We start from the raw sequence: 20228 nt of genomic DNA on the forward strand, positions 1-20228 counted from the left end.
GATGAAGGACGTGGCACGCTGCGATAAGCGTTGGGGAGCTGTGAGCAAGCTTTGATCCAACGATTTCCGAATGGGGAAACCCACCCTCACCATTTAATTTCGCTGCCGACTTGTCGGCATCGAAGGTTAAATGGGAAGGGTATCACCGAAGTGAATACATAGCTTTGGTGAAGCGAACCCGGGGAACTGAAACATCTCAGTACCCGGAGGAAAGGACATCAACAGAGACTCCCGTAGTAGTGGCGAGCGAACCGGGACCAGGCCAATGCCTTCAATTCAAGTAGCAGAACACTCTGGAAAGTGTGACCATAGCGGGTGACAGTCCCGTATGCGAAACTGATGTTGAAGGATTTGAGTAGGGCGGGGCACGTGAAACCCTGTCTGAACGTAGGGGGACCACCCTCTAAGCCTAAGTACTCCTGTATGACCGATAGTGAACTAGTACCGTGAGGGAAAGGTGAAAAGCACCCCGATGAGGGGAGTGAAACAGTACCTGAAACCGAACGCCTACAAGCAGTAGGAGGGCCCTTGAGGCCTGACTGCGTACCTCTTGCATAATGGGTCAGTGACTTAGTGTAACAAGCAAGCTTAAGCCGTTAGGTGTAGGCGCAGCGAAAGCGAGTCTGAATAGGGCGAATGAGTTTGTTGCATTAGACCCGAAACCCGGTGATCTAGGCATGACCAGGTTGAAGGTGCGGTAACACGCACTGGAGGACCGAACCGTTCAATGTTGAAAAATTGTCGGATGAGTTGTGTTTAGGGGTGAAAGGCCAATCAAACCGGGAAATAGCTGGTTCTCCGCGAAATCTATTGAGGTAGAGCGTCGGATGAATACCATGGGGGGTAGAGCACTGGATGGATGCGGGGGTCGCGAGATCTACCAATTCTAACCAAACTCCGAATACCCATGAGTAATATCCGGCAGACAGACGGCGGGTGCTAAGGTCCGTCGTCAAAAGGGAAACAGCCCTGACCTACAGCTAAGGTCCCCAAGTCACGTCTAAGTGGGAAAGCATGTGGGAATCCCAAAACAACCAGGAGGTTGGCTTAGAAGCAGCCATCCTTTAAAGAAAGCGTAACAGCTCACTGGTCTAATTAAGGGTTCCTGCGGCGAAAATGTAACGGGGCTCAAGACGTGCACCGAAGCTTAGGGTGTGTAGCAATACACGCGGTAGCGGAGCGTTCCGTAGGCTGATGAAGCGATCTGGTAATGGGTCGTGGAGGTATCGGAAGTGCGAATGCTGACATGAGTAGCGATAAAGAGGGTGAGATGCCCTCTCGCCGAAATCCCAAGGGTTCCTGCTTAAAGCTAATCTGAGCAGGGTAAGCCGGCCCCTAAGACGAGCCCGAAGGGGGTAGTCGATGGGAACCACGTTAATATTCGTGGGCCTGGAGGTGTGTGACGGATCTCGTAAATTGTCTGACCTTATTGGATTGGTCAGGCTTTGAAGAGGTTCCAGGAAATAGCCCCTCCATTATAGACCGTACCCTAAACCGACACAGGTGGGATGGTAGAGTATACCAAGGCGCTTGAGAGAAGTCTCCTGAAGGAACTCGGCAAATTGCCTCCGTACCTTCGGAAGAAGGAGGCCCCACATCTGGGCAACCAGTTGTGGGGGGCACAGGCCAGGGGGTAGCGACTGTTTAGCAAAAACACAGGGCTCTGCTAAGTCGGCTTCAAGACGACGTATAGGGCCTGACGCCTGCCCGGTGCCTGAAGGTTAAGTGGAGGGGTGCAAGCTCCGAAATGAAGCCCAGGTAAACGGCGGCCGTAACTATAACGGTCCTAAGGTAGCGAAATTCCTTGTCGGGTAAGTTCCGACCTGCACGAATGGCGTAACGACTTCCCCACTGTCTCCAGGAGATGCTCAGCGAAATTGAATTCTCCGTGAAGATGCGGAGTACCCGCGGTTAGACGGAAAGACCCCGTGCACCTTTACTGCAGCTTCAGAGTGGCATTAGGAAAGAACTGTGTAGCATAGGTGGGAGGCTTTGAAGCACTGGCGCCAGCCGGTGTGGAGCCATAGGTGAAATACCACCCTGTTGTTTTCTGATGTCTAACCTCGATCCATGAAACTGGATCAGGGACCCTCTGTGGCGGGTAGTTTGACTGGGGCGGTCGCCTCCTAAAGAGTAACGGAGGCGCGCGATGGTAGGCTCAGGACGGTTGGAAACCGTCTGTTAGAGTGCAATGGCATAAGCCTGCCTGACTGCGAGACTGACGAGTCGAGCAGAGACGAAAGTCGGTCATAGTGATCCGGTGGTCCCGAGTGGAAGGGCCATCGCTCAACGGATAAAAGGTACGCCGGGGATAACAGGCTGATGATTCCCAAGAGCTCATATCGACGGAATCGTTTGGCACCTCGATGTCGGCTCATCACATCCTGGGGCTGGAGCAGGTCCCAAGGGTTTGGCTGTTCGCCAATTAAAGTGGTACGTGAGCTGGGTTCAGAACGTCGTGAGACAGTTTGGTCCCTATCTGCCGTGGGCGTCGAAATTTGAGAGGAGTTGACCCTAGTACGAGAGGACCGGGTTGAACATACCTCTGGTGTACCTGTCGTGGCGCCAGCCGCGCAGCAGGGTAGCTATGTATGGACGGGATAACCGCTGAAAGCATCTAAGCGGGAAGCCTCCCTCAAGATAAGATTTCTTAGAGCCGTGGAAGACCACCACGTTGATAGATCGGATGTAGAAGCGCGGTAACGCGTGGAGCTAACCGATACTAATTGCTCTATTCGCACTTAAGAGTCCCGCCATCAACGACAAGCCTGACCGGTTTGTCCATGATAAGTGGATGATTGATCAGACAGTATTGCACGGGCATCGATTGAACCCTTTTTTGACCTACGCCGGCTTCATTGCTTGGTGACCATGGCGTCAGTGACCCACCCGATCCCATCTCGAACTCGGACGTGAAACCTGACAGCGCCGATGGTACTGTGGCTTAAGCCCCGGAAGAGTAGGACGTCGCCAGGCATTGTGGCCGGCGTAAGGTCGAAAAAACCCATTCACAAAGTTAGAGGCCGGCAGCGATGCCGGCCTTTTGCTGTTTTTGCGGATCCGAACGGATCGCAAGCTGGTTGACGCGGGATGGAGCAGCCCGGTAGCTCGTCAGGCTCATAACCTGAAGGTCGTAGGTTCAAATCCTACTCCCGCAACCAACAAAAAGCCCGCGATCCCATTGGGGCGCGGGCTTTTTTGCGTCTGAAGCGCGGGTGACTTTCCGGGCGTTGCGGCTATTCTAGGCTCAAGCCGCCCATTCGGCGGGATCGGATTCCTCACCGATCAGCGCGAGCCCGTGGGCGATCGAGGTCAACTCGCCGCCCGTCGCGATACGCTCTTCGCCGAAACGGCGCTCGAACAAAGCGCTGATAGCCGGGATCAGCGACGATCCTCCGGTCAGGAAGACGCGGTCGATCGCCTCGGGCGCGATGCCCGCGCGGGCGAGTGCCTGATCCATCGCCGCCTCGATGCGCTTGAGGTCGTCGGCGATCCAGCGCTCGAAATCGGCGCGCCGGACATCGGCGCCGATCTCGATTCCGCCGCCGGAAAAATGGAATGGCGCCTCGTTGCTGCCCGAGAGCGCGCGCTTCAGCTTACCGACAGCGTCGTAGAGCGGAAATCCCTGCTCATGCTCGATCAGCGCGATCATCCGGCCGACCAGTTCAGGGCGGTCGGCGTCGCGTTGCAGGCGGCGGAGCTCGTCGAGTGTGCGGCGGTTGCGCATCATCGCGAGCCGCGACCAGTCGCCGAAATCGGCGAAATAGCCGCCCGGAATCTCGAGGATCTTGTCGAACGAGCGATAGTGGCTGCCCTTGCCGAGCAGCGGCAGCACCAGCCGGTCGACGATGCGGTAATCGAAGCGATCGCCCGCGATCCCGATCCCCGATGAGGCGAGCGGCACGCAGCGTCGCGGCGCACCCGGCTCGGCGACGCGGACGATCGAAAAGTCGGTGGTGCCGCCGCCAAAGTCGGCGACGAGGATCGTCGCGGGCTCGGTCAGGCGCGAGGCATAGCTGTGCGCGGCGCCGAGCGGTTCGTGGACATAATAGATTTCGGTGCCGAACGCCGCGAGCATCGCATCGTAGCGCTGGCGCGCGAGTTCGGGATCAGGCCGCGCGCCGGCATATTCGACCGGGCGCCCGACGATGATGCGGCGTGGTCGTTCGTCGAGCGCGCCGCCCGCATGGGCGACAAGGCGCTGGAGGAAGAGGCGGCCAAGATCCTCGAAACGGAGCGGCTTGCCCCAGATCATCGTGCGCTCGAACAGCGGGCTCGCAGCGACGCTCTTGAAAGACTGGATGAAGCGGCTGTCGAGCGGCGATTGCAGATATTCGTCGATCGCCCACGGACCCGCCTCGTGCGCGATGCCGTTCCAGCCGCGCTCCTCTTCCCAGAAGCAGAGCGCCGAACGGAACACCGCATCGCCCGCGTCGCCAAACTCGACGAGCCTGGTGCCGCCTCGGCCGTCGGCAAGTGCCACGACGCTATTCGTCGTGCCGAAATCGAGGCCGAGCGCGCTCGCGGCCGCCTTGTTCATGACATGCTCCTGTGGCGATGGGATCCCTCGCGGGGCGGCGCCTATTGCACAGGACAACCTATCGGGCAAGCTCGGGACAGGCGGCTAGGCGTCGGGCCGCCACGCGCGATAGAAAGCGTCGACCGCGGCATCGACATCGTCCTGCAGGCGAGGAAGATCGCGGCTTTCGGGAAGATTGAGCATCGCGAACTGATAGAGGCCCGACTGGCACAGTCCGGTGAATTGCTGCACCGCGCGCATCGGATCGCCAGCCCTTAGTTCACCGCGCGCCATTTTCTCCCCGATCCAGTCGGCCGCGCGCGCCTTTCCGCGGCGCGGCCCGCGCTCGTAGAAGGTTTCGGCGAGATGCGGGAAGCGCTCGGCCTCGCCGACGACGAGCCGAAAGAGCGACAGGATCGGCGTTGCGGTGAGCTTGGTCATGAGCAGGTTTCCGAAACGCCCCAGCACGTCGGGGACAGGCTCGTCGAGCGGCAACTCAATCGCCAGCGCCTGGCCATATTGCTCCACGATATCGTCGACCACGGCTTCGAACAGCTCCTCCTTCGACGGGAAATAGGTCCACAGCGTTGTCTTCGATCCGCCAACCTTACTCGCGATCGACGACATCGTTGTTCCCGCATAGCCATTCGCGAAGAACAGCTCGCGCGCCGCATCGACGAACGCCTTGCGCCGGATCGTTGCAGCGGCGTCGGGCGCCGCCGTACTGTCTGGTATCATTTCGATTGACAACGCATCCTCCGAAGTTCATTGGCGCATGATACCAGCTAGTATCGTTGGAAGCCATGCCCCGATCATTATTTCTCACAACCGCGGTTTTCGGCCTGTTGGCGGGTTGCGCGAGCGTTCCCGACCTTGGTCCGAAGCCTGCCCCTGCGACCGCTGCGTCGTTCGAGTCGGCGGCCAGTTTCGCCGACGCCAATGGCGAATGGCCAGTCGAAGGCTGGTGGCGGAGCTTTGGCGATACGCAGCTCGATACGCTGATCACCGAGGGGGTGAAGGGTTCGCCCGACGTCGCCATCGCCGCCGCGCGTGTGCGCGCGGCCGATGCCATGGCGCAACAAGCAGGAGCGGCGCTGCTGCCGCGCGTTGGTGCCGAGGCGAGCGCGGGCGGCGTTCAGCAGAGCAAGAATATGGGCATCCCGCCCGAATTCGTTCCCGATGGCATTCAGGACACCGGCCATATCGCCGCGACGTTCGGTTTCGATCTCGACCTATGGGGCAAGAACCGCGCGGCGCTCGCCGCAGCGACGTCGGAGGCGGAGGCCGCCCGCGTCGACGAGGCGCAGGCACGCTTGATGCTTACCACCGGCATCGCCGCCGCCTATGCCGATCTCGACGGCTATTATCATGCGCTCGACGTCGCGAACGAGGCGGTTCGCGTCCGCACGGCGAGCGCCGACCTGTCAGGCGCGCGCGCGCGCGCCGGCATCGAAAATCAGGCGAGCCAGCGGCAGGCCGAAAGTCGCGCCGCGTCTGCACGGGCGGACGTCGTCGCGCTCGAGGAAGCGATCGCGACGACGCGCAATCGGATCGCCGCGCTGCTCGGCGCGGGCCCCGATCGCGGCCTTTCGATCGCGCGCCCCCAGATGGCGCGCCCGGCGCTCGGCCTGCCAGGCGACGCCGGGATCGACCTGATCGGGCGGCGTCCCGATATCGTCGCGGCGCGGCTGCGGTCCGAAGCCGCCGCCAAGCGCATCGACGTCGCGCGCGCCGATTTCTATCCCAATATCAGCCTGTCGGCGCTCGTCGGGCTCCAGTCGCTCGGCCTCTCGAACCTGTTCAAGTCGGGGTCCGAATATGGCAATGGCGGCGCCGCGATCAGCCTGCCGGTCTTCGAGGGCGGGCGGCTCGCTGGCCGCTATCGCGGGTCGCGTGCCGAATATGACGCGGCGGTCGCGACCTATGACCGCACGCTGATCGACGCTCTGCGCGATGTCGCCGATATCGTCGCCAGCCGCGCCGCGACCATGCGTCAACTCACCGGGCGACGCGAGGCGCTGGCCGCTGCCGCTGAAGCGTCGAAGCTCGCCGGGCTGCGCTATCGCGCCGGCCTCTCGACCCAGATCGTCCAGCTCACCGCCGAGGACAGCCTGGTCGCGCTCGATCGCGCGGTCGCCGACCTTGAGGCACGGCAGCTTTCTCTCGATATCGCCCTGATCCGTGCACTTGGCGGCGGATATAGCGCGCCAACCCCAACAGGAGACGAATGATGGCCGACGAAACGGCTGCGACCGAAACCGGCGCTCCCGAAACCATTCCAGACGCCGAAACCAACGGCGCCCGGCGCAAGAAGCTTCTCCGCATCCTCGCGACCGTCGTCGTGGCGGTCGCGATCCTTTGGGGGGCTTGGTATTTCCTGACCCAGGCGGGGCGCGTCCATACCGATAACGCCTATGTCGGCGCTGATTCGGCACAGGTGACCGCGCTCGTGTCAGGGCCGGTCAAAGAAGTGCGGGTCAGTGGCACTCAGGCGGTGAAGAAGGGGGACATCCTCGTCATCCTCGACGATGCCGACCAGCGCATCGCGGTCGCCGATGCCGAAGCGGCGCTGCGCCTCGCGCGGCAACGTTACGGACAGGCCGATGCGAACGCCGATGCGGCGCGGGCGCGTGTAGCCGCGCGCGGCGCCGATATCGCGCAGGCTAAGGCGCGACTGCGCGACGCCAATGCGACGGTCGAGCGCGCGCGCGCCGAACTGGCGCGGCGCGAAAGCATCGCGGGCACCGGCGCGGTCTCGGGCGAAGAGCTGACTGCCGCGCGCGCGGCTTTGGCTTCGGCGACAGCAGCGCGCGACCTTGCGGCGGCCGGCATTGCCTCGGCCGAAGCGACGCGTGGCTCGGCGAGCGGCGATCTCGGCGCCGCCGAGGCCGTGGTGCGCGGGACGACGATCGACACCGCCCCCGATGTCGCCGCCGCGGAGGCGCGGCTCGAAAAGGCGCGGCTCGACCTTGCGCGCACGGTGCTGCGCGCGCCGGTCGACGGCATCGTCACCAACCGGCAGGTGCAGGTCGGCCAGCGGATCGCCGCGGGTGCGCCGATCATGGTGATAGTCCCCATCGCGACCGCCTATGTCGACGCCAATTTCAAGGAAAGCCAGTTCGGGGACATTCGCCTCGGGCAGCCGGTCGAGCTGGTGTCGGACTATTATGGCGGCGACGTCGTCTATCGCGGCAAGGTCGTCGGCATCGCCGGCGGCACCGGCGCAGCCTTCTCGCTGATCCCCGCGCAAAATGCGACGGGCAATTGGGTCAAGGTGGTGCAGCGCCTGCCGGTGCGCATCGCGCTCGACCCGAAGCAGCTCAAGGAACATCCGCTGCGCGTCGGCTTGTCGATGGAAGCCACGGTCGACACGCGCGGAAACTGAGTCATGGCCAGCGCCGCAGCCCCGCCCTTATCCGCCAGCGTCCCGGCAGAACCGCAACCGCTGACCGGCGTGCGTCTGATTGTCGCGGCCTTCGCGCTCGCGCTCGCCAATTTCGTCGTCGTGCTCGACACCACTATCGCCAATGTCTCCGTTCCGCATATCGCCGGGGGGCTCGCGGTGTCGCCGACGCAGGGCACATGGGTGATCACCAGCTATGCGGTTGCCGACGCGATCAGCGTGCCGCTCACCGGCTGGCTCGCGATGCGCTTCGGCACGGTGCGCTGGTTCATGATCTCGATCATCGGCTTCGGTATCTTCTCCTTCCTCTGCGGCGTGTCGCGCACGCTCGACGCGCTCATCCTTTTCCGCGTGCTTCAGGGGCTAGCGGGCGGGCCGCTGATGCCGCTGTCGCAGATCTTGCTGCTCAAGATTTTTCCGAAGGAAAAGGCAGGCATCGGGCTCGCCATCTGGGCGATGACGACAACCACCGCGCCGATCCTCGGGCCGATCCTTGGCGGCACGATCAGCGACAATTGGACCTGGCCGTGGATCTTCTTCATCAACCTTCCCGTCGTCGCGATCTGTGCCTTCGGCGTGTTCACCCTGCTGACGCCGTTCGAGACGAAGCGGGAAAAGGCGCGCATCGATACCGTCGGCCTGATCCTGCTCGTCGTGTCGGTGGGCGCCTTCCAGATCATGCTCGACACCGGGCGCGAACATGACTGGTTCGGATCGGCGTGGATCGTGATGCTTGCGGTCGTCTCGGCGATCAGCTTCGCCGCTTTCGTCATCTGGGAACTCACCGACGCCAACCCGATCGTCAACCTGCGCATCTTCCGGTTCCGCGGCTTCACCTTCGGGACCATCGCGCTCTCGCTTGGTTTCGGCGCTTTCTTCGCGCAAGTCGTGCTGACGCCGCTCTGGTTGCAGCAGGTCGCGGGATATACCGCTACCGAGACGGGCTATGTCGTCGCATGGCTTGGCTGTTTCGCGGTGTTGCTGTCGCCGGTCGCGGCGGGAACGCTCGGCAAGATCGACGTCCGGCTGACGGTCAGCGCCGGCATTCTGTGGATGGCGGCGATGTCGATCCTGCGCGCCAGCTGGAACGCCGACGTCGACTATTGGACGCTTGCCTTGCCGCACGTCCTTCAGGGCATGGGCATGCCCTTCTTCTTCGTCGGGCTGACCGCGCTAGTTCTGAGCTCGGTCCCGGCCAAGGACCAGACCTCGGCCGCGGGACTCATGAGCTTTTTACGCACGCTGAGCGGCGCGATCGGCACCGCGGTCGCGACGACCGCATGGGACGACGCCAGCCGCACCTCGCGATCCGAACTCGTGTCGTCGCTCAACGATTCGGGTGGCTTCATGGCGACGCTCGAACGCGCGGGGCTGACGCTCGAACAGGCACGCGCGCTTCTCGACCGGCTGGTCGAGGTGCAGGCCTCGACGCTCGCGGTGCTCCACATCTTCCTTGCGGCAGCAGTCGTCTTCGTCATCGCGGCCGCCGCCGTCTGGATCGCGCCCCGGCCCAAACAGGTGTCGATGGGCGCGTCGCACTAGCCGCTATCTGGCGAAGAGCTGCCCCAGATCGGCAAAGGCCTTGAACTCAAGCGCATTGCCCGCCGGGTCGTGAAAGAACATCGTCGACTGCTCGCCCGGCTGGCCGGCAAAACGTGTGTGCGGTTCGATCACGAATTCGACATTGTGCGCCTTCAGCCGCTCGGCGAGCGTCTGCCATTCGGCGGGCGGCAGCACGACGCCGAAATGCGGCACCGGTACGGCATGACCGTCGACCGGATTGTGCGCGGCGCTGGCGGGCGGCGTATCGACGCGGTGCGCGACGATCTGGTGGCCGTAAAGGTTGAAGTCGATCCAGTCGGCATCGCTGCGTCCTTCGGGGCAGCCGAGGACCGTGCCATAGAAATGGCGCGCGGCATCGAGGTCGTCGACAGGAAAGGCGATATGAAAGGGGGCGAGGTCGGCCATCCCGCCCATTTGCCGCAGCCGCGCATGGAAAGCCAGCCCGGGACTTGGGTTGTGCGCCGCAACATGCTAGGCGCGCGCCATGCTGACGATCAACGGAATCACTGTACGCCTTGGTGGGCGCGCCATCCTCGAACGCGCCACCGCGAGCCTGCCGGCGAAAAGCCGCGTCGGGCTGATCGGACGCAATGGGGCAGGCAAATCGACGCTGATGAAAGTGATGATCGGCCAGCTCGAGCCCGACGAGGGCAGCATCGACATGCCGCGCAAGACGCGCGTCGGCTATATCGCGCAGGAAGCGCCGAACGGCACCGCGACGCCGTTCGATACCGTGCTCGCCGCCGATACAGAGCGCGCGCAGCTGCTCATGGCATCCGAGACCGAACAGGATCCCGACAAGCTCGGCGATATCCACGAACGGCTGATCGCGATCGACGCCTATACCGCGCCCGCGCGCGCCGCGCGCATCCTGATCGGCCTCGGCTTCGACGAGGAGATGCAGGGCCAGCCGCTCGACAGTTTCTCGGGCGGGTGGAAGATGCGCGTCGCGCTCGCGGCGCTGCTCTTCTCCGAACCCGATTTGCTGCTGCTCGACGAACCCTCAAACCACCTCGACCTCGAAGCGACCTTGTGGCTCGAAAACTTCCTGCGCGCCTATCCGGGGCAGCTTGTCGTGATCAGCCACGAGCGCGACCTGCTCAACAATGTCGTCGACAATATCCTCCACCTCGAGGGTGGCAAGGTCATGCTCTATGCTGGCGGCTATGACGCGTTCGAACGTCAGCGCGCCGAACGCGCCGCACAGCTCGCCGCGGCCAAGGCGTCGCAAGATGCGCAGCGCGCGAAGCTCCAGGATTATGTCGCGCGCAACAGCGCCCGCGCCTCGACCGCAAAGCAGGCACAGTCGCGTGCCAAGATGCTCGCGCGGATGCAGCCGATCGCCGCGCTCGCCGAGGATCAGACGCTCGCGTTCGATTTCCCGAGCCCCGACGAATTGAAGCCGCCGCTGATCACGCTCGACCTTGCCAGCGTGGGTTATGCCGACCGACCGGTGCTCCAGCGGCTCAATCTGCGGATCGATCCCGACGACCGGATCGCGCTGCTTGGGCGCAACGGCAATGGCAAGACGACGCTGGCGCGCCTGCTCGCGGCGCAGCTCAGCCCGATGGCGGGCGCGATGGCGGCGTCGGGCAAGATGCGCGTCGGCTATTTCACCCAATATCAGGTCGAGGAACTCGACGGCAGCGACACCCCGCTCGCGCATATGACGCGCGTGATGGAGGGCAAGACGCAGGGCGCCGTGCGCGCGCAGCTCGGCCGCTTCGGTTTTTCGGGCAACAAGGCAACCACGCAGGTCGCAAAACTGTCGGGCGGCGAACGCGCGCGGCTCGCGCTCGCGCTCATCACGCGCGATGCGCCGCACTTGCTCATCCTCGACGAACCGACCAACCATTTGGACGTCGATGCGCGCGAAGCGCTGGTGCAGGCGCTCAACGGCTTCGAGGGTGCGGTGGTGCTCGTCAGCCACGACCGCCACATGCTCGAACTCACCGCGGACCGGCTCGTGCTCGTCGATGATGGCACTGCGCGCGAATATGACGGCAGCATGGACGATTATGTCGACATGATCTTGGGGAAGGGACCGCAAAAGGACCGCGTGTCAAAGGCCGACAAGAAGGAAGACCGCAAGGCGGCCGCAGCGGCGCGCGAGGCGGCAGCGAAGATCAAGCGGGACGTCTCGGATGCCGAGGCCGACCTCGCCAAATATGAAGTCGTGCTCTCGGCGATCGACCGCGCGATGTTCGATCCGCAGGGCGCCGCGAGCGAATATAAGGGCCTGACGATGAGCGAGCTGTCGCAGCGGCGCGGCAAGATCGTCGCCGCACAGGAAGCCGCCGAAGCGCGCTGGGTCGCGGCGAGCGAAGCGCTGGAGGCGTTCGAGAGCGCGCCTGCCTAGATCATCCGCCCCGATATCGTCACCCCGGACTTGATCCGGGGTCCAAACATCGAAGCTGTCATGGATGCCGGATCAAGTCCGGCATGGCGAAGTTGTTGGGGGCTCACCCGCATTGACTCGCGCGCCCCATTCCATCATAATAGTTTCAATTGAAACCAGATGGGAATGCGACATGGCCGACCTTTTCGATAATCCGCTGGGCCTCGACGGCTTTGAGTTCGTCGAATTTTCGGCGCCCGAAAAGGGCATTCTCGAACCCGTGTTCCAAGCGATGGGCTTCACCCAGATCGCGCATCACCGCTCGAAGGACGTCCAGTTGTGGCGTCAGGGCGGCATCAACCTGATTGCCAATTACGAACCCAAGTCGCCCGCCGCCTATTTCGCCGCCGAGCATGGACCGTCGGCGTGCGGCATGGGCTGGCGCGTTCGCGACGCCGCCAAAGCCTATGCCGAAGCGATCGAACGCGGCGCCGAGCCGGTCGAAGTCAACCCCGGCCCGATGGAACTGCGCCTGCCCGCGATCCGCGGCATCGGCGGCTCGATCATCTATCTGATCGACCGCTACGGCGACGATCTCAGCATCTACGACATCGACTTCGTTTACGAAGACGGCGTCGATCGCCACCCCGTCGGCGCCGGCATGCAGCTGATCGATCACCTCACGCACAATGTCTACGGCGGCCGCATGGCGCATTGGGCGGCCTTCTACGAACGCATCGCGGGTTTCCGCGAGATCCGCTATTTCGACATCAAGGGCGAATATACCGGCCTGACGTCAAAGGCGATGACGGCCCCCGACGGCAAGATCCGCATCCCGCTCAACGAGGAAGGCGCGGGCGGCAAGGGCCAGATCGAGGAATATCTGCGCGCCTATAATGGCGAGGGCATCCAGCATATCGCGTTCAGCTGCGACGATCTTTACGCCGCGTGGGACAAGCTCAAGGCGCTCGGCAATCCCTTCGCGCCCGCACCCCCGGCGACCTATTACGAGATGCTCGAAGAGCGGCTTCCGGGCCATGGCGAGCCGGTCGAGGGCCTCCGGTCGCGCGGCATATTGCTCGACGGCTCGACGACCGAGGGCGACCCGCGCCTGCTGCTCCAGATTTTCGGCCAGACCGTCATCGGTCCGGTCTTCTTCGAATTCATCCAGCGCAAGAAGGATGAAGGTTTCGGCGAGGGCAATTTCACCGCGCTGTTCAAATCGATGGAAATGGACCAGATTCGCCGAGGCGCCCTGACCGTCGAGGAGCCCGCCGAATGACCAGCCCGATCAAAAGCCCGATCAAATTGGGCGGCGTCCACCACGCCGCCTATCGCTGCAAGGATGCGAAGGAGACGGTCGACTGGTACGAGCGTATGCTCGGCATGACCTACACCACCGCCTTTGCCGAGGATCATGTGCCGTCGACCGGCGAATATGACCCTTACATGCACGTCTTCCTCGAGGCGGGGAACGGCAACATCCTCGCTTTCTTCGAACTGCCGAACCAGCCCGTCATGGGGCGCGACGAGAACACGCCCGCGTGGGTCCAGCATCTCGCGTTCAAGGTCGGCAGCTATGACGAACTCGTGGCGGCGAAGGCGCATCTGGAAAGCGAAGGCGTCGAAGTGCTCGGGCCGACGCACCACGGCATCTTCAAGTCGATCTATTTCTTCGACCCCAACGGCCACCGCGTCGAGCTGGCGTGCGACATCGGCACCGCCGAGCAATATGCCGAACTGAAGCGCGTCGCGCCGCTGATGCTGGAAGAGTGGAGCCAGACCAAAAAGGCGCCGCGCCACGCCGACTGGCTGCATACGGCGGCGAACGAGTAGGATTAAACGTCATTGCGAGGAGCGTAGCGACGAAGCAATCTCCAGCCATCGACCTTGCACCAAGCCGATAGCTGGAGATTGCTTCGCTTCGCTCGCAATGACGGAACTTACGTCCGATCCAGCCCGATGCTCTCAAGCGTCGCGCCGCTGCACTTGTCGGCTTCCTTGGTCTCTCCGCCGCCCGACAGCGCGCCGATCGCGAGGAAGCCCGCGACCACCGCGACTAAAAACGCGCCGGTGACCCAGATCAGATATTTGTCGATGAACGCCTTGATCGGCGCCCCGAACAAGCGGAACAATATGCCGACGAGCATGAAGGAAAAGGCTCGGCTGGCTAGGCTCGCCCACAGGAAGGTCCAGAAACTCATGTGGATGAAGCCGGCGGTGATCGTGAGCAGCTTGAACGGGATCGGCGTCGCGCCTTTGATCAGGATGATCTCCGCCCCATATTCACGCAGATAGCAGGCGGCGGGCGGGAAGGCATCGGTCAGCCCGAGCGCGCCGAGCAACGCGAGGCCCACGCTTTCATAGAGGAAGAATCCGATCAGATAGCCGAGCATGCCGCCCGCGACCGACGCGAGCGTGCAAATCGCGGCATAGCGCACTGCCTTCTTCGGATCGGCAAGGCACATCAGGCCGAGCATCGGGTGCGGGGGAATCGGAAAGAAGCTCGCTTCGACGAAGGAGACCAGCGCCAGCCAATATTCGGCGTGGGGGTGCGCGGATTTCTCCATGGTCCAGTTGTAGAGATTCTGGATCATGGACTTGTTACGCGGTGTGGCGGTCATGCTGGTCCTTGCGGTGGTGGTGGCCTCCTATGCAGCGCGCCTCGGCGGAAGTCGAGCCGAGCCTGCGTGCTGAGACCAAAACGCCGGAACCGTCCGCGAGCGGTTCCGGCGCGGCGCCCACCATCGATGGGGGCAAGGGACTTCGTCGCGTCCGCGCCCTTGGCGCGGACGGGCAATGGTCAGCGTCGCGTGATCATGATCGCGCTGGCGACGGCCATCGGCACGCCGGCTTTCCGCGCGGCGATGATATCCCGGCTGGCATCGCGCCCCCTGGAAAGCGCGCTGCGGAAGCAGCGGCTGGTGGCCATTTCCCGCAGGGTCGTTTCAAATTCGGGCCGGACGTCGCATACTGACCGCGCCGCAGCGCGCAGGCGGCTGTCCAGACGCGCCATGCCGCTTTCGCTGGCGAGATTGAGATCGGCATAGCTGACCTTCACCACCTCGATTTCGCCTGTCGGCGCGGTCGCCACGATGGGCTGCGAAAAGGCGGGTGCTGCGCCGAGCAGCAACAGGGGCAGAGCCATAAAGATACGCATCGAATTACTCCCTTTCATTTCATCCCAGCCCAAGGGGAGGCTGCGGATGCGAAAGGAGTAGCCGGGGCGCATGCCGGCGACCGTGAGGAGATCGTCAATCGGGTATTAAAAATGCGTCAAAATCCAGTATGTTGAAATTTACCGTTCGTTCGATCGTCAAAATGATGTTATTTCGGTCTTCGGGAAAAATATACGGCCGCATCCCCGACTCAGGAGGTCGCGCCGTGAATTCTGCATTCGCAAAAAACGAGCGGTACGCCGTCGCCGCCACGCCGATATTGCGGCTCCTTGGCGATTTCGCGGTCGAGCCCGCCGGTCTGGCGCCTTCGGGCCGCAAGGCGCGCGCGCTTCTGGCCCGGCTCGTCCTTGCCGACGCACCGCTTGCGCGCGACCGGCTGAGCGCGCTTCTTTGGAGCCGCCGCCCCGATGCGCAGGCGCATGCCAGCCTGCGGCAATGTCTCGTCGAGCTTAAGCCATGGACGCGTGCATCGCCGCCGTTGCTGCAAGCCGGTCGCGAGACCGTCGCCATCGATCATACGCAAGTCGCAGACGACATTTCGCTGCTTCGCGCCGCGTGCGCGGCGGACGATGTCGCCGCGGTGCTGACGCGCCTGCCCGCGCACGACGTAAGGTTTCTTGCCGACCTCGAGGGCGTCGACGACGCCTGGGATGACTGGCTGATGGTCGAACGGGCGCGGCAGGAGGAGGTAATTGTTCGCGAGGTGCTCGCGATGGCCGACCGGCTGCTGCAAAGGGGCCACCTCGAGCAGGCGCTGACCGTCGCCGACCGGGTGACGCGATTCGACCCGTGCAGCGAGCATGCCGCGCGGATTGTCATGCACGCGCGCTGGGAGGCGGGAGATGGCGATGGCTTGCGCCATGCCTGGCATCGGATCGAGGATGCGTTGGCCCGCGGAATCGACGACAGGCCTTCGGTCGAAACGGCCGAGCTCTATCGGAGCCTGTCCGAACGACAATGCCCGCCGGCCCCGGCCATACCTGCGCAGCGCTCGGCGGCGAGCGCCGGGGGGAGCCCGTCGCTGCGCAGCGCGATCGGGCTCGGTGCGGCAGCATTGACGCTGGCGCTGGTCGGTGCCGACGCACCGCGCACTGCGGCGCCGGCGGCGATGCTTGCCGCGCCCGCGGTGCGCGTCGAGCCGATCGAGGCGCGCGGGCGCGACGCGATCGAGGACCGCTTTGCTGACGCGCTGGCAGGCGATTTCGCCCGTTTAGCCAAGGCATCGGGCGGAGTGGTCCGCGTCCTCGATAGCAAGGCGGCGGGACGCGGCGGCGATTTCGTCGTCCGCGTCGCGATCGAGCGCGACGGCGGCGAGTTCGTCAGCGAACCGCGTGTCGTGGATCCGCTGAACGGGTCGATTCTCTGGTCCAGCCGTCTGACAGCTCCGGTCGGCGATCTCAGCCGGCTGCGCGAGCGAACCGCCCTTGCCGTTGCCGGCCTCGTCGACTGCGCTTTGACGCTGAACGGCCGGAGCCAGCCGCTCTCCACCGATGCCGATCGCCGGTCGCTGGTCTTCGCGATCTGCGACGCACATATCGCCTATGACGGGCCGCGCGCGATCCGCTTGATGGAGGAACTCGTCGAGCGCTGGCCGGGGGACGCCGACGCACTCGGAATGCTGGCGCAGGTTCGCATCAAGCATCTCTCGCACGACGGGGATCCGGCGGCTTTGGGCGCGGAACGGTCGCGAGCGATCGATGCGGCGCAGCGCGCGCTGGCGATAGATCCGGGCAATGCGGCGGCGCTGACAGCGCTGTCGCAGACGGGTGTCAGCGAATTGTTCATGGTTGAGGCCTTGCCGCTCCTCGATCGTGCGCTTGCGACGGACCCTGAATATCCGGCGGCATTGATGAGCAGTGCGGTGGGGCTCTTCATGGCGGGATATGTCCGTGCCGGCGTGGATCCGGCGGAGCGCGCCGCACGGGGCGACCCGACCTCGATCTACAAGGCATTGGGTGTGGTGCGCCGCTATGCCGCGGCGGGGCAGATGGAGGAGGCAATGGCGCAGTTCGCGGCTGCGGAGGCGATCTGGCCGGGCCATCCCGACCTGACCGAACATCGCCGTCGCCTTGCGGTCGAACTCGGCAGGACTAACGCGGCCGAGGCGTATCGCGCGGCCACTGCGGAAGAGCGGCGCACATTCGACATGCTGCTCATTCGCCAATTTGCCGACCCATCGGCCGGATCGCGCGCGGTCGAAGTTGCCGCAGAAGCCGAATTCGCCCAGAACAGATCCGTCGCTTATGCGATCGCCGCGCATTATGCGCGGATCGGCGACATGCCAAAGGCACTTTCATGGCTGGCGCGCGCGCCGGTGCGCAATACCGATGGCCAATGGTCGCTGCTTTACTGGCCGTCGGTCGCCCCGCTCCGGCGCGATCCGTTGTTCTTCAGGACACTGGCGCGGATCGGACTCGTCGATTTCTGGCGGCGGCAAGATCGCTGGCCCGACTTTTGCAGCGAGCCCGGCCTGCGTTACGACTGCAGGCAGGAAGCCGGGCGACTGGCGCGCCTCGGGCGCGCGATCAGTGGCGGAAGTGGCGCATCCCGGTGAAGATCATCGCGAGCCCCGCTTCGTTCGCCGCCGCGATCACCTCGTCGTCGCGGATCGAGCCGCCGGGTTGGATGACGCAGGTCGCGCCCGCCTCGACCGCCGCAAGCAGCCCGTCGGCGAAGGGAAAGAAGGCGTCGCTCGCGACCGCGCTGCCGACGGTGCGGGGCTGCGCCCAGCCGTGCGATTCGGCGGCTTCGCGCGCCTTCACCGCCGCGATGCGCGCGCTGTCGCGGCGGTTCATCTGCCCCGCGCCGATGCCGGCGGTCGATCCGCCCTTGGCATAGACGATCGCGTTCGACTTCACATGCTTCGCGATCGTCCAGGCGAACAGCGCGTCGGCCAGTTCTTCCTCGGTCGGGGCGCGGTCGGTAACGACCTTCAGGTCGGCGCGCGTGATGCGGCCATTGTCGCGGCTCTGCGCGAGCCAGCCGCCGGCGATCGTCTTCATCATCAGTCCGCCGCGGGCCGGGTCGGGCAGTTCGCCGGTCAGCAGCAGGCGCAGGTTCTTCTTTTTTGCGAACACCGCGCGGGCGTCGGCGTCGGCGTCGGGCGCGCAGACGACTTCGGTGAAGATGCTGCTGATCGCCTCGGCCGTCGGCCCGTCGAGCGGCCGGTTGACCGCGATGATGCCGCCGAACGCCGAGACGTCGTCGCACTTCAGCGCCGCGTCATAGGCCTCTGCGATCGTCGCGGCACTCGCGACGCCGCAGGGGTTCGCGTGCTTGACGATGACGCAGGTCGGTTCGGCCTCGCGGAATTCGGCGACGAGTTCGAGCGCGGCGTCGGCGTCGTTGATATTATTGTAGCTGAGTTCCTTGCCCTGCACCTGTTCGGCCTGCGCGATCCCGCGCGACGCGGGGCCGGCGGGCAGGTAGAGCGCGGCCTGCTGGTGCGGATTCTCGCCATAGCGCAGCTCGGTCGCCAGCTTCGCGGTCAGCGGCAGCGTGTCGGGGAACAGCTTGCCCTGGTCGGCAAAGGCGAACCAGCTTGCGATCATGCCGTCATAGGTCGCGGTGTGCGCGAAGGCGGTCGCAGCGAGGCGCTTGCGCAACGCCAGCGTGGTCGCGCCGCCATTGGCGTCCATCTCCGCGATCACCGCCGCATAATCCTCGGGCTCGGTGACGATGCCGACGAAGGCATGATTCTTCGCCGACGAGCGCACCATCGCCGGGCCGCCGATGTCGATATTCTCGATGATCTCGTCGCGCGCCGCGCCCTTGGCGACCGTCGCGGCAAACGGATAGAGGTTGACGACGACAAGATCGATGGCGCCGATGCCATGCTCTTTCATCGAGGCGACATGCGCCGCATCGTCGCGCACCGCCAGGATACCGCCATGGACCGTCGGGTGCAGCGTCTTGACGCGGCCGTCCATCATCTCGGGGAAGCCGGTGAGGTCGGACACGTCGAGGACAATATGCCCCGCCTCGCGCAGCGCCTTTGCGGTGCCGCCGGTCGACACGAGTTCGACGCCATGTTTGACGAGCGCGGCGGCAAGCTCGGCGAGCCCCGCCTTGTCGCTGACGGACAGAAGGGCGCGGCGGACGGGAATCAGGTCGGTCATTGGGGAGGGCCTCGGCTGGCGATGGGATGACGCGGCCCCCCTAGGCGCGCGCCGTCCTGATCGCAACCCTTCGGCCCTTTTTAGAGCCCCAGCGCCGCCGCGATCTGGTCCCAGCGTACCAGTTTGAAATTCTGCGCCAGCGCGCCGTTGTCGCCATCCTGCGCGAGGAAGATGCCATCGGGAAAGGCGGGACCAAAATTGCCCGCGACCGCTTCGATCCCGTCGGTTTCGCTCGTCGCGCCGAATGCGCCCGCCGCGACCGCGAAGCGGCCGACATATTCGACGCCCGGCAGGCGGAACACCGCATAGGCATTGTCGCCCTGGCTCGACGCGAGCAGGTAGCGCTGGCCCTTGTAGTCGATCGTTGCGAGCCCTTCGACGTCGGCGACGAGGCGCTGGTTGTCGACCGACGCGACCATCCGCGCGGTCGCGGTCTTGCCGTCCGGTTTCAGCTCCCAGATGCCGCCGACTTCCTCGCCGACATAAAGCGTGTCGCCGTCGAAGACGCAGCCTTCAGACTGGGTCGGGATCTTGTGTTCCCATTGGACCGTGAAGGTCGGAGTGCCGTCGATGCCGACCGTGCCGACGCGCACCGTGCCGTCCTTGACGATCAGCGCCGCGGTGATCGGCTGACCCGGCGCGCTTTTCTTGAGGCAGAGGCCATAGGCTTCGCCCGCCCCTGCAGGCGCGCGGCCGAGAGCGGTGATCGCGGGGGTTGCGGCATCAAGGCGAAAGACCGCGAGCGCGGCGCTCATCTCGTCGTTGCGGTCGCTGGCGACGATGATGTCGCCCGCGACGTCGACATTGTTGACGAGGCCTGCCTGCGTGAAGGCAATGTCCTTGCCAGCAAGGTCATAGACGTGCAGCCCCGCCTTCTTGTCTGTCGCGACGATCAACGCGCGGTTCGGGTTGGCGGGATCGATCCAGATCGCCGGGTCGTCGGCGGCGTCGGCGCGGTTCGTACCGACCGGCTGCGTCTCGCCGCTCGCGGTCACCTGGACCGGCGGCAGGCCGCGGATCGCTGGCGCGCTCGCAGCGCAACCGGCAAGGCTCGCGGCGAGCGCCGCGAGGCTGAGCAATTTGGTCGTCCGGATCATCATATCCCCCT

Annotated in this window: 14 protein-coding genes, 1 tRNA gene and 2 rRNA genes (1 of these 17 running past the window's edge); 10 read left to right on the forward strand and 7 right to left on the reverse strand. The window is 64.3% G+C overall.

The window, feature by feature from the left end:
• The 3 genes from VSX79_RS00760 to VSX79_RS00770 form a co-directional block, all read left to right on the forward strand.
• Nucleotides 1–2745 (forward strand): 23S ribosomal RNA (locus tag VSX79_RS00760) (it extends 46 nt beyond the left edge of the window).
• 116 nt (nt 2746–2861) lie between these two features.
• Nucleotides 2862–2976 (forward strand): 5S ribosomal RNA (gene rrf / locus VSX79_RS00765).
• 108 nt (nt 2977–3084) lie between these two features.
• Nucleotides 3085–3161: transfer RNA gene (locus tag VSX79_RS00770), tRNA-Met, on the forward strand.
• Nucleotides 3162–3247: 86 nt separating this feature from the next.
• Here VSX79_RS00770 and VSX79_RS00775 read toward each other — a convergent pair.
• Entirely contained in the window at nt 3248–4540 is a 1293-nt protein-coding gene (locus VSX79_RS00775; RefSeq protein ID WP_326914137.1) for an Hsp70 family protein, read from the reverse strand.
• A gap of 84 nt (nt 4541–4624) precedes the next feature.
• Nucleotides 4625–5269 carry a TetR/AcrR family transcriptional regulator gene (locus VSX79_RS00780; RefSeq protein WP_326914138.1) on the reverse strand — a complete coding sequence of 215 codons (645 nt, stop codon included), beginning with the start codon at nt 5267–5269 and terminating at the stop codon, nt 4625–4627.
• A gap of 53 nt (nt 5270–5322) precedes the next feature.
• Between VSX79_RS00780 and VSX79_RS00785 the strand changes: the two genes are divergently transcribed.
• From VSX79_RS00785 to VSX79_RS00795, 3 genes are read left to right on the forward strand one after another with little or no spacing between them, the layout of a single operon-like run.
• A complete protein-coding gene (locus VSX79_RS00785) occupies nt 5323–6750 on the forward strand; it encodes an efflux transporter outer membrane subunit (protein WP_326914139.1) in 1428 nt (475 codons plus the stop codon).
• Complete coding sequence (locus tag VSX79_RS00790) at nt 6750–7904, forward strand: HlyD family secretion protein (RefSeq protein ID WP_326914140.1); 1155 nt, start codon at nt 6750–6752, stop codon at nt 7902–7904. The genes VSX79_RS00785 and VSX79_RS00790 overlap by 1 nt, the downstream gene beginning before the upstream one ends.
• 3 nt (nt 7905–7907) lie before the next feature.
• Nucleotides 7908–9464 (forward strand): DHA2 family efflux MFS transporter permease subunit, encoded by a 1557-nt coding sequence (locus VSX79_RS00795; protein ID WP_179498415.1) that lies wholly within the window; start codon nt 7908–7910, stop codon nt 9462–9464.
• 3 nt (nt 9465–9467) lie between these two features.
• Here the strand turns inward: VSX79_RS00795 and VSX79_RS00800 are convergent, their stop codons facing one another.
• Nucleotides 9468–9890, reverse strand: coding sequence for a VOC family protein (locus tag VSX79_RS00800; RefSeq protein ID WP_326914141.1), 423 nt, complete (start codon nt 9888–9890; stop codon nt 9468–9470).
• A gap of 79 nt (nt 9891–9969) precedes the next feature.
• On the opposite strand from VSX79_RS00800, the gene VSX79_RS00805 reads away from it, so the two are divergent.
• From VSX79_RS00805 to VSX79_RS00815, 3 genes are all read left to right on the forward strand, one after another.
• Nucleotides 9970–11844, forward strand: a complete 1875-nt coding sequence (locus VSX79_RS00805) for an ABC-F family ATP-binding cassette domain-containing protein (RefSeq protein WP_326914142.1) — start codon at nt 9970–9972, stop codon at nt 11842–11844.
• 172 nt (nt 11845–12016) lie between these two features.
• Nucleotides 12017–13105, forward strand: coding sequence for a 4-hydroxyphenylpyruvate dioxygenase (gene hppD / locus VSX79_RS00810; protein WP_179498418.1), 1089 nt, complete (start codon nt 12017–12019; stop codon nt 13103–13105).
• The gene (locus VSX79_RS00815; protein WP_179498419.1) at nt 13102–13659 is read left to right on the forward strand and encodes a VOC family protein; all 558 of its coding nucleotides are present in this window, start codon (nt 13102–13104) and stop codon (nt 13657–13659) included. Before hppD ends, VSX79_RS00815 begins: the two co-directional genes overlap by 4 nt.
• 107 nt (nt 13660–13766) lie before the next feature.
• On the opposite strand, the gene VSX79_RS00820 is transcribed toward VSX79_RS00815, so the two are convergent.
• Together VSX79_RS00820 and VSX79_RS00825 are read right to left on the reverse strand one after the other, a co-directional pair.
• Nucleotides 13767–14420 (reverse strand): YqaA family protein, encoded by a 654-nt coding sequence (locus VSX79_RS00820; protein WP_179498942.1) that lies wholly within the window; start codon nt 14418–14420, stop codon nt 13767–13769.
• A 206-nt stretch (nt 14421–14626) separates the two neighbouring features.
• Entirely contained in the window at nt 14627–15055 is a 429-nt protein-coding gene (locus tag VSX79_RS00825; RefSeq protein ID WP_179498420.1) for a UrcA family protein, read from the reverse strand.
• Nucleotides 15056–15207: 152 nt separating this feature from the next.
• Between VSX79_RS00825 and VSX79_RS00830 the strand changes: the two genes are divergently transcribed.
• The gene (locus VSX79_RS00830) at nt 15208–17556 is read left to right on the forward strand and encodes a BTAD domain-containing putative transcriptional regulator (protein ID WP_179498421.1); all 2349 of its coding nucleotides are present in this window, start codon (nt 15208–15210) and stop codon (nt 17554–17556) included.
• On the opposite strand, the gene purH is transcribed toward VSX79_RS00830, so the two are convergent.
• Nucleotides 17528–19120, reverse strand: coding sequence for a bifunctional phosphoribosylaminoimidazolecarboxamide formyltransferase/IMP cyclohydrolase (gene purH / locus VSX79_RS00835; RefSeq protein WP_179498422.1), 1593 nt, complete (start codon nt 19118–19120; stop codon nt 17528–17530). The two genes, VSX79_RS00830 and purH, sit on opposite strands and share 29 nt — an antisense overlap.
• An 80-nt stretch (nt 19121–19200) precedes the next feature.
• Nucleotides 19201–20217 (reverse strand): phytase, encoded by a 1017-nt coding sequence (locus VSX79_RS00840; RefSeq protein WP_326914143.1) that lies wholly within the window; start codon nt 20215–20217, stop codon nt 19201–19203.
• Nucleotides 20218–20228: the final 11 nt, after the last annotated feature.

It is taken from the genome of Sphingopyxis chilensis (assembly GCF_035930445.1).
Taxonomy (GTDB): Bacteria; Pseudomonadota; Alphaproteobacteria; order Sphingomonadales; family Sphingomonadaceae; genus Sphingopyxis; species Sphingopyxis chilensis.

Coding starts and splice junctions, on each gene's coding strand:
- VSX79_RS00825 (WP_179498420.1), bottom strand. CDS start 15,055: ATGCGCCCCGGCTACTCCTTTCGCATCCGCAGCCTCCCCTTGGGCTGG.
- VSX79_RS00805 (WP_326914142.1), top strand. CDS start 9,970: ATGCTGACGATCAACGGAATCACTGTACGCCTTGGTGGGCGCGCCATC.
- hppD (WP_179498418.1), top strand. CDS start 12,017: ATGGCCGACCTTTTCGATAATCCGCTGGGCCTCGACGGCTTTGAGTTC.
- VSX79_RS00795 (WP_179498415.1), top strand. CDS start 7,908: ATGGCCAGCGCCGCAGCCCCGCCCTTATCCGCCAGCGTCCCGGCAGAA.
- VSX79_RS00840 (WP_326914143.1), bottom strand. CDS start 20,217: ATGATCCGGACGACCAAATTGCTCAGCCTCGCGGCGCTCGCCGCGAGC.
- VSX79_RS00815 (WP_179498419.1), top strand. CDS start 13,102: ATGACCAGCCCGATCAAAAGCCCGATCAAATTGGGCGGCGTCCACCAC.
- VSX79_RS00790 (WP_326914140.1), top strand. CDS start 6,750: ATGGCCGACGAAACGGCTGCGACCGAAACCGGCGCTCCCGAAACCATT.
- VSX79_RS00775 (WP_326914137.1), bottom strand. CDS start 4,540: ATGAACAAGGCGGCCGCGAGCGCGCTCGGCCTCGATTTCGGCACGACG.
- purH (WP_179498422.1), bottom strand. CDS start 19,120: ATGACCGACCTGATTCCCGTCCGCCGCGCCCTTCTGTCCGTCAGCGAC.
- VSX79_RS00785 (WP_326914139.1), top strand. CDS start 5,323: ATGCCCCGATCATTATTTCTCACAACCGCGGTTTTCGGCCTGTTGGCG.
- VSX79_RS00800 (WP_326914141.1), bottom strand. CDS start 9,890: ATGGCCGACCTCGCCCCCTTTCATATCGCCTTTCCTGTCGACGACCTC.
- VSX79_RS00820 (WP_179498942.1), bottom strand. CDS start 14,420: ATGATCCAGAATCTCTACAACTGGACCATGGAGAAATCCGCGCACCCC.